Here is a 13633-nt window from a genome sequence, read left to right on the forward strand (position 1 = left end):
ATGATCTGTTCGGAAAACCGCTGCACACTTTTCCGGATCATGCGCTTAGCCGCGGACCGCTTCTGCGAGCGGCCTCGTCGTGCTGCTTGCGGCCTTCGCGGCGGCGCTCTGAATGAAGCCGCCGCCGAGCACGCGGGCCTGGCCGCCAGGTGCGTCGTAGAACACGCAGGCCTGTCCCGGCGAAACGCCCTCTTCGCCGGCGACGAGCTCGACCTCGTAATGGCCGTTGGCGCCGCGCAGCCACGCGGGCTGGGGCGCGCGGGTCGAGCGCACGCGCACGAACATTTCGAGGCCATCGCCGATGGCGCGGTCGATGTCGCCATCGCCGATCCAGTTGACGTCGCGCAACACGATGCGGTGCATCTTCAGCGCCTCGCGCGGGCCGACGACGACGCGGCGGTTGGCGGCTTCCAGCCGCACCACGAACAGCGGCGCGGCGGCTGCGATGCCGAGGCCCCGGCGCTGGCCGATGGTGAAATTGGCGATGCCGTTGTGACGGCCGAGCACGCGGCCGTCGAGATCGACGATGTCGCCGGGGTCCATCGCGTTCGGCCGCAGGCGGGTGATGATGTCGGTGTAGCGCCCGGTCGGCACGAAGCAGATGTCCTGGCTGTCGTGCTTGTCGGCGACCGCAAGACCGAAGCGCCGCGCCAGCTCGCGCGTCTCGGGCTTGGTCATGTCGCCGAGCGGAAAGCGCAGATAATCGAGCTGCTCCTGCGTGGTCGCGAACAGGAAATAGCTCTGGTCGCGATCGGCGTCGGCGGCACACACCAGCGCGCGCGAGCCGTCGTCGCGGCGGCGCGAGGCAACGTAATGGCCGGTGGCAAGCGCGGTGGCGCCGAGCTCGCGCGCGGTCTTCAAGAGGTCGCGGAACTTGACCGAGCGGTTGCACTCGATGCACGGCACCGGCGTCTCGCCGAGCGCGTAGCTGTCGGCGAAATTGTCGATGACGGATTCGCGAAAGCGATCCTCGTAGTCGAGCACGTAATGGGGAATGCCGAGCTTGGCGGCGACGTCGCGGGCGTCGTGGATGTCCTGGCCGGCGCAGCAGGCGCCCTTGCGATGGGTCGCCGCACCATGGTCATAGAGCTGCAGCGTGATGCCGACAACGTCGTAGCCTTCCGCCTTCAAAAGCGCAGCCGTCGTCGATGAATCGACGCCGCCTGACATGGCAACGACGACCCTGGTATCCTCAGGACGGCCTTCGAGATCCAGACTGTTGAGCATAGGCCTTAAAGCGTTGTGGACGGCGGCGTTGGGCGATCCGCTGGGTGCTTCCGGCGGGACAAAGGCAATCCCCGGGAACCGAGAGTTCCCGAAGGGCGCGGCCTGCCCGGTCGAAAGCGGTTGAGAGCTGTCTCTTTAATATAGGCGGCCTTCCGGTGAAGCAATCACGGACCCCGCAAGGTTTACGGCAATTCTTGCCGGGGAGGCAGAAATGGCGGGGCTTTGGGAGGCCCCGCAGCGGCGAGGTCAAGTTATCAAGCCATTGATTTAACTACGTAAAATGCTTTTCGCAGAGGTGGCCCGCTCCTTGCTACCTCTCATGGCGAAGATGTTTCCAAGGGGTTGCCTGTGGTCGGTCGTACGTCAGATGTCGTGGCAAGCGTGCAAGTCCCAAGCGCGCAGCAAAAGCCTGCCCGGTCGCAAGCGCCGAAAGACACGTCCAACGACTCCTTTGGCTCGCTGGTGGACAGCAACACCCAGGCGATCAGCGATAGCGCGGCGTCCTCCGTGCAGGACTCCCCGCGCCGACCCGATTCATCGTCCTCCGCCTCGGACAAGAGCCCGCGCGATCGCTCGGCGACCGACAAGTCCTCGCAGAGCAAGGCCAGCGACGACGCCGACAATTCCGCGTCCGCCAAGAACGACGCCAAGAACGACGCAACGGCTGATGCCGCCAAGGCGGACGGCAAGACCAAAGACAAGGCCAAGGACAAGTCAGAGGCGTCCGACGCCAAATCGGCCGACAAATCTGCGGACAAATCCGACCAGACCAATGCGGACAAAGCCGGCGGCATCGATGGCCTCGCCGCCGCCGTCGATACCGCCGCCGCCGCGCAAGTCGACGCGACGCAGGCCGCCGTACCCGATCCGAATGCGCTCGTGGTCGCCGTGCCGGTCGATTCCAACGCGGCTGCAAACCAAGTGGCCGGCGCCGCCGCCTCGCCGCTGACGATTGCCGCCGCCGGCATCGCCGCCAGCGCATCCATCGCAGCGCAGATCGCCGGCACCAAGACCGATACCGCGACGCCGGGCGACAAGACCGCCAAGACCGCAAGCGCCAAGGTCGATGCCGACACCTCGGCGGTGCTGGCCGATGCCGCGACCGGGACGACCGATTCGACCGCGGCCGATGCCAAGACCAATGGCGGCCTGATCGCCGCCGTCGACCAGGGCACGCCAAAAACCTCGTTCAAGGCCGCAGTCACTGCGCAAGGCGCGAGCGACGTTTCCAATATCGGCCAGGACACCGGCAAGGCCAACGCCGCGCAGACCTCGGCGACGGCAGCGTCCGCCACCGCGGCGCATCCGCACGCCGACAAGCCGCCGATCGACGCGAACGCGGGCGACACCAAGGCTGGGACTTCCGACCGCACCGCCGATGCGGCACCGGCGACTGCGACACCGCATCCCCATGCGGGCACGCAGGCCGCTGTCCCCACCACCGACACCGGCGCGCAGGCGGCCTCGGCCGTGCTGGCGTCACTGACCAATACGACTTCGGCCGCGACCGCATCGACCGCGACGCTCACGGCGACCGCAGCCACCAATACGGCCATTCCGATCACCGGCGTGCCGATCGAAATTGCCGCCGCCGCACGCGCGGGCAAGACCCGGTTCGACATCAGCCTCGATCCGCTCGACCTCGGCCGCATCGACGTCCGCATCAATGTCGACCGCAACGGACAGGTCACCTCGCATCTCACCGTCGAGAAGCCGGAGACGCTGCAGATGCTGCGGCAAGACGCTCCCCAATTGCAGCGCGCGCTCGACGATGCCGGCCTGAAGACCGGCAGCAACGGGCTGTCCTTCAGTCTGCGCGACCAGAATTCATCGGGCCAGAACTCCGGCCAGAACAACGACAATGGCGGCAATGCCCGCCGGCTGATCGTCAGCGACGAGGACGCAGTTCCCGCGGCCCCGGTCGGGCGCAGCTACGGCCGCATGCTCGGATCGAGCAGCGGCGTCGACATCAGAGTGTGAGGAGTATTCGATCATGACCACCACGAATGCCGCCACCGCCCCGTCCGTCGTCTCGGGCACGACCGACCTGCCGAAATCCTCGTCGAACCCAAGCCTGGGCTCGACCACCGGCGCGACGCTCGCCGGCAACTTCCAGACCTTCCTGACGCTGCTGACGACGCAGCTGCAGAACCAGAACCCGCTCGATCCGCTCGACACCAACCAGTTCACCCAGCAGCTGGTGCAGTTCGCCGGGGTCGAGCAGCAGCTCAAGACCAACGACTCGCTGTCCCAGCTCGTCACCCTGCAGCAGACCACGCAGGCGACCCAGGCGCTGGGCTTCGTCGGCAAGACCGCCCTGGTCGACGGCACCACCGGGACCATGACGAATTCGTCGGCGACCTGGCATCTCAACGTGCCGAGCGACGCCACCGTCGACATCACCATCGCCAATGCCAGCGGCCAGACCGTGTTCACCGGCAAATACACCGCCGGCGCCGGCACCGACGTTCCGTTCACCTGGAACGGCCAGGGCAATGACGGCACGCAATGGCCCGACGGCAAGTACACGATCTCGGCCACGGGCAAGGATGTCGCCAACAACAATGTCGGCATCGCTGCGCAGGTGCAGGGCACGGTGTCATCCGTCGACCTGACCCAGTCGCCGCCGCTGCTGACCATCGACGGCGCCAGCTACACGCTGAGCCAGGTCAAGAGCATCATCGCGACGGCCAGCAATTAAAGGCGGAATGCCACTGGATAACGGTGTCGTCCTGGCGAAGCCAGGACCCATTGCCACCGAAAGTCGCTCTGGTTCATAACCCCGAGTCGTCGTAGCGACTCCTCCCTGGGGTAATGGGTCCTGGCTTTCGCCAGGACGACAATTGGGGTCTTGCAGCGCCGCGCGCAGGACCTCTTTCGTTAGTAAAGTATTTACGAACACCCCCCTCGGCCCGCCTGGACGTACCGTCCCGCCGGTCGAGACGGCTGCGTTCCAGCCATTTTCAACGAGAATTGTATTGAAGCCTTAGGCTTAGCGGATTTTTAAGCCGGCGCGCGTAGGGTTCCTGAGTGAGTTCAGTGGTTGAGAGTTTGTGAGTACGCCATGACAGAACCCCATCGCCCGAGGGTAAAATACGTCATCGGGCCGGACGGTAGTCCGTTGACGATTGCGGATCTGCCTGCACCCGGCACCAAACGCTGGGTCATCCGCCGCAAGGCCGAGGTCGTCGCCGCAGTTCGTGGCGGTCTTCTCTCCCTCGAGGAGGCCTGCAGCCGTTACACGCTGACGGTTGACGAATTCCTCTCCTGGCAGTTTTCGATCGACCAGCATGGTCTGGCGGGACTTCGCACCACCCGTATCCAACAATATCGCCAGTAGGCAATCCGGAAATCTGCGGCTTTTGACGAAAATCGGCCTCGTCTTGCGAGGCCGATTTTTTTCATGCTTCGTTTTGGCGCGACTTTTGTCGCAGCTCTTAACCTTCGTTAACCATATCGAAACCATCACCTAGGCAATAATTGCCCAGTCGGCCTTTCCTGTGAAAGCAGCCGAATCTGTCGGGGCGGTTGCTTGCAAGGTCTTGCGGACTTTCTGAAGGGTATCGGAGCCGCCCGGTTCGGGGCGATGATCGCGGTCACCGCCGCGCTCGTCGGCTTTTTCGCGTTCGTCATCATGCGCGTCACCACGCCGCAGATGACGACGCTGTTCACCGACCTGAGCGTCGAGGACTCCTCGGGCATCATCAAGGACCTGGAGCGCCAGGGCATCCAGTTCGAGCTGCGCAACGAGGGCACCATCATCATGGTGCCCAAGGACAAGGTCACCCGGCTGCGGATGAAGCTCGCCGAGGGCGGCCTGCCCAAGGGCGGCGGCGTCGGCTACGAGGTGTTCGACAAGTCGGATGCGCTCGGCACCACCTCTTTCGTCCAGAACATCAACCATCTCCGCGCGCTGGAAGGCGAGCTCGCCCGCACCATCCGCGCCATCGACCGCATCCAGGCCGCCCGCGTCCATTTGGTGCTGCCCGAGCGCCCGCTGTTCTCGCGCGAGGCGCCGGAGCCGTCGGCCTCGATCGTGGTGCGGGTCCGCGGCGCGCTGGAAGCCCAGCAGATCCGCGCCATCCGCCACCTCGTCGCCTCGGCCGTGAACGGGCTGAAGCCGCAGCGGGTCTCGATCGTCGACGAGACCGGGCAGCTGCTCGCCGACGGCGCCCAGACCGATCCGGACCAGCAGATCGGCGACGAGCGCCGCACCGCCTTCGAGAAGCGGATGCGCAAGCAGGTCGAGGACATCGTCTCCTCCGTGGTGGGCACGGGACGCGCCCGGGTCCAGCTCTCCGCCGATTTCGACTTCAACAAGGTCACCCAGACCTCGGACAAGTACGATCCCGAAGGCCGCGTGCTGCGCTCGAGCCAGACCCGCGAAGAGCAGAGCATGACCGCCGACAACAACGGCCAGGTCACCGTCAACAACGAGTTGCCGGGCAACCAGCAGAACGGCGGCGTCGCGGCCAAGGACCAGAGCAAGAAGAGCGAAGAGACCAACAATTACGAGATCTCCCGCACCACCAAGACCGAAGTGACCGAGGCCGGCCGGGTCAACCGCATCTCGGTCGCGGTGCTGGTCGACGGCATCTACTCCAAGAACGAGAAGGGCGATCTGGCCTACCAGGACCGCACCAAGGAGCAGCTCGACCGCATCGCCACGCTGGTGCGCTCGGCGATCGGCTTCGATCAGAAGCGCGGCGACCAGGTCGAGGTGGTCAATCTGCGCTTTGCCGATGCCCCCTCCACCCCCCCGATCGCCGAGCCGAGCGGCTTACTCGGCATGCTCCAGTTCACCAAGGACGACGTCATGTACTTCGTCGAGCTCGGCGTGATGATGCTGCTCGGCCTGGTCGTGCTGTTCCTGGTGGTCCGGCCGCTGGTCAAGCGCATCCTGGCATCCGACGAAGTCGCAGCCGCCATCTCCGGCGCCCTCACCGGTCCGGCGAGCGACGAGGCCGCGCCTGCCAGCCAGGCGCTCTTGCCGAGCGGCGCCGCGAGCGCGATCGACGTCGCCACCGTCCAGGGCCAGGTCCATGCCCAATCCGTCCATCGCGTCGGCGAACTCGCCGAGCGCAATCCCAACGAGACCGTCGCCATCATCCGCCAATGGCTGACCGAACCCACGAAATAATCGAGAAGTGATCTGATATGGCCGCCGCCCTGCAAAACGCCAATTCCAACGACATCACCAGCGTGATCTCCACGCTCGGTCAGCGTGCGGGCAGCCGCGGAGGCGCGAAGACCGAAGCGGTGGCGGGGCCGAAGCGCGCCGCGATCCTGATGCTGGCGCTCGGCGAGCAATATGGCGGCAAGATCTGGTCGCTGCTCGACGACGACGAGGTGCGCCAGCTCTCCCTGGAAATGTCGACGCTCGGCACCGTCGAGGTCGACACCGTGGAGGACATGCTGCTCGAATTCGTCTCGCGGATGTCGGCCTCGGGCGCGCTGATGGGCAATTTCGACGCCACCGAGCGGCTGCTCCAGCAATATCTGGCGCCCGAGCGCGTCAACGGCATCATGGACGAAATCCGCGGCCCCGCCGGCCGAAACATGTGGGAGAAGCTCTCCAACGTGCAGGAAGAGGTGCTCGCCAACTACCTCAAGAACGAATATCCGCAGACCATCGCGGTCGTGCTGTCGAAGCTGAAGCCGGAACACGCCGCCCGCGTGCTCGGCATCTTCCCCGAGGATCTGGCGCTCGACGTCGTCAACCGCATGCTGAAGATGGAGGCGGTGCAGAAGGAGGTGATCGAGAGCGTGGAGAAGACGCTGCGGACCGAATTCATGTCCAATTTGTCCCAGACCCGCCGACGCGACGCCCACGAGGTGATGGCGGAAATCTTCAACAATTTCGACCGCCAGACCGAAACCCGCTTCATCACCTCGCTGGAAGAGGACAATCGCGAATCGGCCGAGCGCATCAAGGCGCTGATGTTCACCTTCGACGACCTCGTGAAGCTGGATTCCGGCTCCGCCCAGACCCTGATGCGCAACGTCGACAAGGACAAGCTCGGCGTCGCGCTCAAGAGCGCCAATGAGGACGTCCGCAACTTCTTCTTCGGCAACATGTCCTCGCGTGCGGCCAAAATGCTCCAGGACGACATGGCGGCGATGGGTCCGGTCCGCCTGCGCGACGTCGACGAGGCCCAGGCGTTGCTGGTCAACCTCGCCAAGGACCTCGCCGCCAAGGGCGAGATCATGCTGACCAAGAACCGCGCCGACGACGAGCTGGTGTACTGATGGCCGCCCCGGCAAAATTCCTGTTCGACAACGACTTCGCCGCGCCCGACCGGACGCGCGAGAAGGCCGCAACCGCAGCCGAGATCGCCCAGAAGGTGGCGGAAGCCGAGGCGCGCGCCTATCAGGACGGCTTCGCCGCCGGCCAGCGCGAGGCCAAGGCCGAGAGCGACCGCCGTGTCGCGCTCGCCATGGAAGAGATCAACATCGCGATCCGCGGCATCGCCTCGGGCATCGGCAACATCGAATCCAAGATGGAGACCGAGGCGGTCGACGTCGCGGTCGCGGTGGCGCGCAAGCTGTGCGCCGATCTGGTCGCCGCCGAGCCGCTCGGCGAGATCGTCGCGCTGGTCAAGGACTGCTTCTCGCATCTGGTCGCGACGCCGCATCTCGTCGTCCGCATCAACGACGCGCTCTACGATGCCGCGCGCGAGAACATCGAGCGGCTGGCCAGGCAGAACGGCTTTGAAGGCCGGCTGGTGATTCTGGCCGAGCCCGAGATTGCCACCGGCGACTGCCGGATCGAATGGGCCGATGGCGGCGTCGTGCTGGAGCGCGCCGCCATCGCGGCCAAGATCGACGAAATGGTGGGTCGCTACGTTGCGTCCCGCAGGGGGAGTTAAATCATGAGCGACACTGACGGACAGGTCCCGCTGCCCGATCTCAACGGCCCGATGCCGCCTGCCGGCACCGACGTCGGCTACAACGAGGACGAATACGCGACGCGCGCCGCCGCCGACCTCGAGGCCGTATTCGATGTACCGGTGCAGGTCTCGGCCGTGCTCGGCCGCTCCAAGATGGACGTCAGCGAGCTGTTGAAGCTCGGACCCGGGACCGTGCTCGAGCTCGACCGGCGCGTCGGCGAGGCCATCGACATCTACGTCAACAACAAGCTGGTCGCCCGCGGCGAAGTCGTCCTGGTGGAGGACAAGCTCGGCGTGACCATGACTGAAATCATCAAGACTGAACGCGCCTAAAGCGACGACGCGCGGCAGCGCGACCAGACGGACAGGAGACTGACATGCGGCTTCTCATCGTTGGCACATTGAAGGGCCAGCTCACCACCGCCACCAAGATCGCGATGGCGAACGGCGCCACCGTGACCCACGCCGAGGATAACGAACAGGCGATGCGCGTGCTGCGCGGCGGCAAGGGCGCCGACCTGCTGCTGGTCGACGTCGCCCTCGACATCCGCGACCTCGTGATGCGTCTGGAGGCCGAGCACATCCACGCCCCGATCGTCGCCTGCGGCATCACCAACGACGCCCGCGCCGCGGTTGCCGCGATCCATGCCGGCGCCAAGGAATACATCCCGCTGCCGCCGGACCCGGAACTGATCGCAGCGGTGCTGGCTGCCGTCGCCAACGATTCCCGCGAGCTGGTCTATCGCGACGAGGCGATGGCCAAGGTGATCAAGCTCGCGCAGCAGATCGCGGGCTCGGACGCCTCGGTGATGATCACCGGCGAATCCGGGACAGGCAAGGAAGTGCTGGCTCGCTACGTCCACACCCGCTCGGCCCGCGCCAAGCGCCCGTTCATCTCGATCAACTGCGCCGCGATCCCCGAGCATCTGCTGGAGTCCGAGCTGTTCGGCCACGAGAAGGGCGCCTTCACCGGCGCGATCGCCCGCCGCATCGGCAAGTTCGAGGAGGCAACCGGCGGCACGCTGCTGCTCGACGAAATCTCGGAGATGGACGTCCGCCTGCAATCGAAACTGCTCCGCGCCATCCAGGAGCGCGTGATCGACCGCGTCGGCGGCACCAAGCCCGTCCCGGTGGACATCCGCATCATCGCGACCTCGAACCGCAACCTGGTGGACGCGGTGCGCGAGGGCACGTTCCGCGAGGACCTCTTGTTCCGGCTCAACGTCGTGAATCTGAAGATCCCGCCGCTGCGCGACCGTCCCGCCGACATTCTCGAGCTCGCCCAGCACTTCGTGAAGAAATACGCCGAAGCCAATGGCGTGCCGATGCGCCCGATCTCGGCGGAAGCGCGCCGCGTGCTCTCCACCAACCGCTGGCAGGGCAACGTCCGCGAACTCGAAAACACCATGCACCGTTCGGTGCTGATGGCGCAGGGCGACGAGATCGGCGCCGATGCGATCCTCACGCCCGACGGCGACCGCCTCGACCTCGCCAAAACCGTGCCGGCCGTGGCGCATGCCACCATGGCCGCCGAGCAGGTGACGCGGGCCCTGGTCGGCCGCACCGTCGCCGATGTGGAGCGCGACCTGATCCTGGAGACGCTGAAGCACTGCCTCGGCAACCGGACCCATGCCGCCAATATCCTGGGCATCTCGATCCGTACGCTGCGCAACAAGCTCAACGAATATTCCGACGGCGGCATTCCGATCACGCCAGCCGGCACGCCGGGTGAATATCCGCGCATGCCGATGGTGGGGGCGTAGGCGCTCTTCGGACTGAGAGAAACGAATGCCCGGGCTGGTCCCGGGCATTTTTCTTTGAGAAGAACGCAAAACAGTCACCACAATCCGCGGCTTCCGGCGAAAGTCAGGATCCATTACTCAGTGCGAACGGTAAGCCACGCCGACCCATTCGGAGCTACTCTTCCGCCGCGTGAAGCAATTCACAATCAAACCACAACAAGATGGTTAAAGTCCTCGAGCCGCGCGACGTGATGTCGGGCAGAGCCGCATTGGTCTCGCGAAACGTCCTTTACATCGAAAGGGCATCCCATGAAGAACTCGTCGTGGACCATCTTCCGCCTCTCATTGATTGTATCGCTGCTCGCAGCGTCGGCGCCGCTTGCGCGCGCCGACGTGATCATGGATTGGAATGCAAAGGCCGACGCGATCGCCACTGAAAAGCAAATCCTTCCAGCGCCCCACAGCCGTGTCTTGTCTATGATGCACGTCGCGATGTTCGAGGCGGTCAACGCGATCGATCGCCGGTACGCGCCTTACAAGCTTGCCCTATCCGCGGATCGTTCGACGTCGCGGGAAGCTGCGGACGCAGTTGCGGCTCACGACGTGCTGCTGTCGCTCTATCCGGACCTCAAGCCGGAGCTGGATGCGGCGCTGACGAGTTCTCTGGTGCCGATCGCCGACGGCGAGTCCAAGATCGCGGGCATCGGCCTCGGCAAGGAGGCCGCGATGCAGATCATCGCGCTTCGTGAGAACGATGGCAGCGCCGCCCTTGAAACTTACCGGCCCCTGACAACGGCGGGTGCCTACGTTCCGACGACCGTCCCGCTGTTCTCGATCGCGGGCGCGACGACGCCCTGGGTCATGACGTCCGGATCTCAGTATCGCCCCGGCCCGCCGCCGGCGCTCGGTTCAGAGCTGTGGACCCGGGACGTCAACGAAATCCGCGAGGTCGGCAGCCGAACAAGTGTGATCCGGACGCCCGAGCAAACCACGGTCGGTCGATTTTGGTTCTTTGTCGGTGCCCGCACCTACAATCCGATCGTGAGGCAGGCGGCAACGGCCAAGGGCATGGATCTCGTCGACTGCGCCCGGCTGTACGCGCTGACCTCAATTGCCGGCAACGACGCCTTCGTCGCCGTTTTCGACGCGAAGTACCACTACAATTTCTGGCGGCCGATCACGGCCATACGCAACGCCGACCTGACATCGAACGCAGCGACGCCTCGCGACGCATCCTGGCTGCCGCTGGGGGACACGCCGATGCATCCGGAATATCCCTGTGCTCACTGCATTACGTCGGCAGCGATTTCGACCGTGCTCCAGACCATCGTTGGAGATTTCGGCGAGTTCTCGGTGACCAGCCCCACGGCACCAGGCGTCACCCGCAAATGGACGCGGCTCCAGGACTATAGCGACGAAGTCTCCAACGCCCGTATCTGGGCCGGCTTTCACTATCGGTTCTCGACCGAGATCGGCAAGGAGATGGGCCGGAAGATCGGCGCGCTGACCGTCGCCACGCAGCTTCGCGGCGTGGAAGCGATGGCGGAGCCGAGGCGTTAGCCGGTTGCCACACGCTCAACTTCGTTCTGGCGAAAGCCGGGACGACGTGGAAGGCACGGTGCGTCCAATTCCGTGGACCGGCGACATGGCCGCACCGCGTTCTCCGACTAGGTCACACCGGCGCCAGGCCCTATAAGCCCGCGTGAGAACCACGCGAGGGTCAACATGTCTCAAGCTCAAATCACGGACTGGCTGGCGACGCAACGGCAGGCGATGATCGACCTGCTGCGCGATGTCGTGAACATCGATTCCGGATCCTATGACAAGGAAGGCGTCGATGCGGTCGGGGCGCGGTTCGAGCAGCATTTCGCCGAGCACGGCATTCCGTTCCGGCGCGAAAGCCACGCCACATTCGGCGATGCCATCCACGCCGAAGTGGCAAAGCCCGGCAGCAACGAGAAGCCGGTGCTGTTGATGGGGCATCGTGACACCGTGTTCGGCAAGGGCGAGGCCGGACGGCGTCCGTTCACGATCCAGGGCAGGCGCGCCTATGGTCCCGGTGTTGCCGACATGAAGTCCGGCGTCGTCATGAACATATTCGTGGCAACCGCCTTCCACAAATTCGGCGGCAACCCGCACCCGATCAAGCTGCTGATCACCTCGGACGAGGAGATCGGCTCGCCCTCCTCGCGGCCGGTGATCGAGCGCGAAGGCCGAACCGCGCGCGCCGTGTTCAATTCCGAGCCGGGCCGTCCGACCGGCAATATCGTCACGGGACGCAAGGGCGGCATCTTCATGCATTTCGCCATTATCGGCAAAGCCGCACATTCCGGGGCCAATTTCGCCGCCGGCGTCAGCGCAATCGGCGAGCTCGCGCACAAGATCGTGCAGATCCACGCGCTGACCGATCTCGACAAGGGTATCACGCTCAATGTCGGCCTTGTTTCGGGCGGGCAGTCCGTCAACACCACGGCGCCTTACGCGGAAGGACAGATCGATCTGCGCTATGTCGATCCGGCGGACCGCGCGAGGGTGATGGCTGCGATCGAGACCATCATCGCGACACCTTACGTGCCTGGCACCAGCGCGACGCTGACGGTCAAAGGCGAGTTCGTGCCGGTGGTACAGAGCGCCGATTCAAGGGCGCTGTTCGAGAACTATCAGGCCGCCGCAAGGCAGGCCGGCCTCACCACGCTCCAGGGCGAGTTCTCCGGCGGCTGCGCCGATTCCGGCTTCACCGCCGCGGTCGGGACGCCGACCATCTGCGGGCTCGGCCCGGTCGGCGGGCTCGCGCACACGCCGGAGGAATATCTCGAGCTCGACAGCATCGTGCCGCGCGCACAGGCGCTGGCGCTGGCGATCTTGCGGGGATAGTCGCCCGCACTCCGCCGTCATGCCCGGGCTTGTCCCGGCCATGACGAATTGAGAGAGCCGTCACGAATAGCTCGGCGCATCCGGCCTGCGGAAGATCTGGATGGGGTCGCCCGGCACGATCGGATGGCCGCTGAACATCGCGTAGGCGTAGAGCGCGAGATAGGCGATCGCGAGCGCGCCGACCGCGTAGAAGGCCCAGGTCGCGACGCGTTTCATCATTGCGCTCCATTGCTGTCCCGGCGGGAGGCTCAGGCAGCGCTTCTAGAGCGATGACGGGGAAAAGGCCAGCCTGCACGGCCCGTCGCCGGCGGCGATCAAATGCCGCGGCGGACGTGGCTGGGAAGGCTGACGTCCGCAAGCCTGACGGCGTCTTCGTCCTGATCCACCGTCACATACTGACCGTGCCAATAGGCCAGCGCAGCGTTGCGGATCGAATTCCTGACGTCTCGCACCCGCCCGATGATGATGCCGTGCGAATGGCGCTCGAAGATCTCCTCGACCTCGCAGTCGACGGCGGACAATGCGCCGACCAGCAGCGGAACACCCGAGACCGCGGTCACCCATCTGGCGCCCGCGAAACGATCGGCGCCCTTAAGCCCGCCCTTGCCGGCAAAGCGCTCGGCGATGTCGAGCTGATCGGCCGCGAGGATGTTCACGCCGAAAGCGCCGTGGCGGCGGATCAGCGGGAAGGAGGAGGCGTCGCGGTTGATGCTGACGATCAGCGTCGGCGGATCGACCGAGAACGAGCTGACCGAGGTGACCGTCATGCCGGTGATGTCCTTGCCCCGTCCGGCGGTGATGACGCTGACGCCGCCGGTAAGGTGGCGCATGGCGCCGCGGAAATCGGCGGAGGAGACGGCATTTTCGGTCATGAGATCGCGGGGCACTACATTCATGGCA

General features: G+C 65.3%; 13 protein-coding genes. 10 read left to right on the forward strand and 3 right to left on the reverse strand.

The window, feature by feature from the left end:
• Nucleotides 1-45 precede the first annotated feature (45 nt).
• A complete protein-coding gene (mnmA, locus tag IVB13_RS27635) occupies nucleotides 46-1227 on the reverse strand; it encodes a tRNA 2-thiouridine(34) synthase MnmA (protein ID WP_063994840.1) in 1182 nt (393 codons plus the stop codon).
• 348 nt (nucleotides 1228-1575) lie between these two features.
• Between mnmA and IVB13_RS27640 the strand changes: the two genes are divergently transcribed.
• From IVB13_RS27640 to IVB13_RS27685, 10 genes are all read left to right on the forward strand, one after another.
• Nucleotides 1576-3207 carry a flagellar hook-length control protein FliK gene (locus tag IVB13_RS27640; protein WP_247490979.1) on the forward strand — a complete coding sequence of 544 codons (1632 nt, stop codon included), beginning with the start codon at nucleotides 1576-1578 and terminating at the stop codon, nucleotides 3205-3207.
• A gap of 13 nt (nucleotides 3208-3220) precedes the next feature.
• Nucleotides 3221-3928 (forward strand): flagellar hook capping FlgD N-terminal domain-containing protein, encoded by a 708-nt coding sequence (locus tag IVB13_RS27645; RefSeq protein WP_018453889.1) that lies wholly within the window; start codon nucleotides 3221-3223, stop codon nucleotides 3926-3928.
• A gap of 363 nt (nucleotides 3929-4291) precedes the next feature.
• Nucleotides 4292-4567: a DUF1153 domain-containing protein gene (locus tag IVB13_RS27650; RefSeq protein WP_002714638.1), complete on the forward strand. Its 276-nt coding sequence runs from the start codon at nucleotides 4292-4294 to the stop codon at nucleotides 4565-4567.
• Nucleotides 4568-4759: 192 nt separating this feature from the next.
• Nucleotides 4760-6367, forward strand: coding sequence for a flagellar basal-body MS-ring/collar protein FliF (fliF, locus tag IVB13_RS27655; RefSeq protein ID WP_085349194.1), 1608 nt, complete (start codon nucleotides 4760-4762; stop codon nucleotides 6365-6367).
• Nucleotides 6368-6384: 17 nt separating this feature from the next.
• On the forward strand, nucleotides 6385-7476 hold the full coding sequence (fliG, locus tag IVB13_RS27660) for a flagellar motor switch protein FliG (RefSeq protein ID WP_018453886.1): 1092 nt from the start codon (nucleotides 6385-6387) through the stop codon (nucleotides 7474-7476).
• The gene (locus tag IVB13_RS27665) at nucleotides 7476-8096 is read left to right on the forward strand and encodes a FliH/SctL family protein (protein WP_007614077.1); all 621 of its coding nucleotides are present in this window, start codon (nucleotides 7476-7478) and stop codon (nucleotides 8094-8096) included. The genes fliG and IVB13_RS27665 overlap by 1 nt, the downstream gene beginning before the upstream one ends.
• 3 nt (nucleotides 8097-8099) lie before the next feature.
• Nucleotides 8100-8450 (forward strand): flagellar motor switch protein FliN, encoded by a 351-nt coding sequence (gene fliN, locus IVB13_RS27670; protein WP_007614079.1) that lies wholly within the window; start codon nucleotides 8100-8102, stop codon nucleotides 8448-8450.
• 44 nt (nucleotides 8451-8494) lie between these two features.
• Nucleotides 8495-9880 carry a sigma-54 dependent transcriptional regulator gene (locus IVB13_RS27675; protein ID WP_027519914.1) on the forward strand — a complete coding sequence of 462 codons (1386 nt, stop codon included), beginning with the start codon at nucleotides 8495-8497 and terminating at the stop codon, nucleotides 9878-9880.
• A gap of 288 nt (nucleotides 9881-10168) precedes the next feature.
• The gene (locus IVB13_RS27680) at nucleotides 10169-11419 is read left to right on the forward strand and encodes a vanadium-dependent haloperoxidase (RefSeq protein WP_247490981.1); all 1251 of its coding nucleotides are present in this window, start codon (nucleotides 10169-10171) and stop codon (nucleotides 11417-11419) included.
• A 165-nt stretch (nucleotides 11420-11584) separates the two neighbouring features.
• Complete coding sequence (locus IVB13_RS27685; RefSeq protein WP_247454010.1) at nucleotides 11585-12733, forward strand: M20 family metallopeptidase; 1149 nt, start codon at nucleotides 11585-11587, stop codon at nucleotides 12731-12733.
• Between the two features lie 60 nt (nucleotides 12734-12793).
• On the opposite strand, the gene IVB13_RS27690 is transcribed toward IVB13_RS27685, so the two are convergent.
• Together IVB13_RS27690 and IVB13_RS27695 are read right to left on the reverse strand one after the other, a co-directional pair.
• Nucleotides 12794-12952, reverse strand: a complete 159-nt coding sequence (locus IVB13_RS27690) for a hypothetical protein (RefSeq protein WP_018453881.1) — start codon at nucleotides 12950-12952, stop codon at nucleotides 12794-12796.
• Between the two features lie 95 nt (nucleotides 12953-13047).
• Nucleotides 13048-13629 (reverse strand): flavin reductase family protein, encoded by a 582-nt coding sequence (locus tag IVB13_RS27695; RefSeq protein ID WP_085395132.1) that lies wholly within the window; start codon nucleotides 13627-13629, stop codon nucleotides 13048-13050.
• Between the last annotated feature and the right edge of the window lie 4 nt (nucleotides 13630-13633).

This window comes from Bradyrhizobium sp. 17 (genome assembly GCF_023073515.1).
GTDB lineage: Bacteria > Pseudomonadota > Alphaproteobacteria > Rhizobiales > Xanthobacteraceae > Bradyrhizobium > Bradyrhizobium canariense_D.

Bases quoted from the DNA above. Each gene is read 5' to 3' on its own strand.
- mnmA (WP_063994840.1), bottom strand. From the start codon at position 1,227: ATGCTCAACAGTCTGGATCTCGAAGGCCGTCCTGAGGATACCAGGGTC.
- IVB13_RS27645 (WP_018453889.1), top strand. From the start codon at position 3,221: ATGACCACCACGAATGCCGCCACCGCCCCGTCCGTCGTCTCGGGCACG.
- IVB13_RS27650 (WP_002714638.1), top strand. From the start codon at position 4,292: ATGACAGAACCCCATCGCCCGAGGGTAAAATACGTCATCGGGCCGGAC.
- fliG (WP_018453886.1), top strand. From the start codon at position 6,385: ATGGCCGCCGCCCTGCAAAACGCCAATTCCAACGACATCACCAGCGTG.
- IVB13_RS27665 (WP_007614077.1), top strand. From the start codon at position 7,476: ATGGCCGCCCCGGCAAAATTCCTGTTCGACAACGACTTCGCCGCGCCC.
- fliN (WP_007614079.1), top strand. From the start codon at position 8,100: ATGAGCGACACTGACGGACAGGTCCCGCTGCCCGATCTCAACGGCCCG.
- IVB13_RS27675 (WP_027519914.1), top strand. From the start codon at position 8,495: ATGCGGCTTCTCATCGTTGGCACATTGAAGGGCCAGCTCACCACCGCC.
- IVB13_RS27680 (WP_247490981.1), top strand. From the start codon at position 10,169: ATGAAGAACTCGTCGTGGACCATCTTCCGCCTCTCATTGATTGTATCG.
- IVB13_RS27685 (WP_247454010.1), top strand. From the start codon at position 11,585: ATGTCTCAAGCTCAAATCACGGACTGGCTGGCGACGCAACGGCAGGCG.
- IVB13_RS27690 (WP_018453881.1), bottom strand. From the start codon at position 12,952: ATGATGAAACGCGTCGCGACCTGGGCCTTCTACGCGGTCGGCGCGCTC.
- IVB13_RS27695 (WP_085395132.1), bottom strand. From the start codon at position 13,629: ATGAATGTAGTGCCCCGCGATCTCATGACCGAAAATGCCGTCTCCTCC.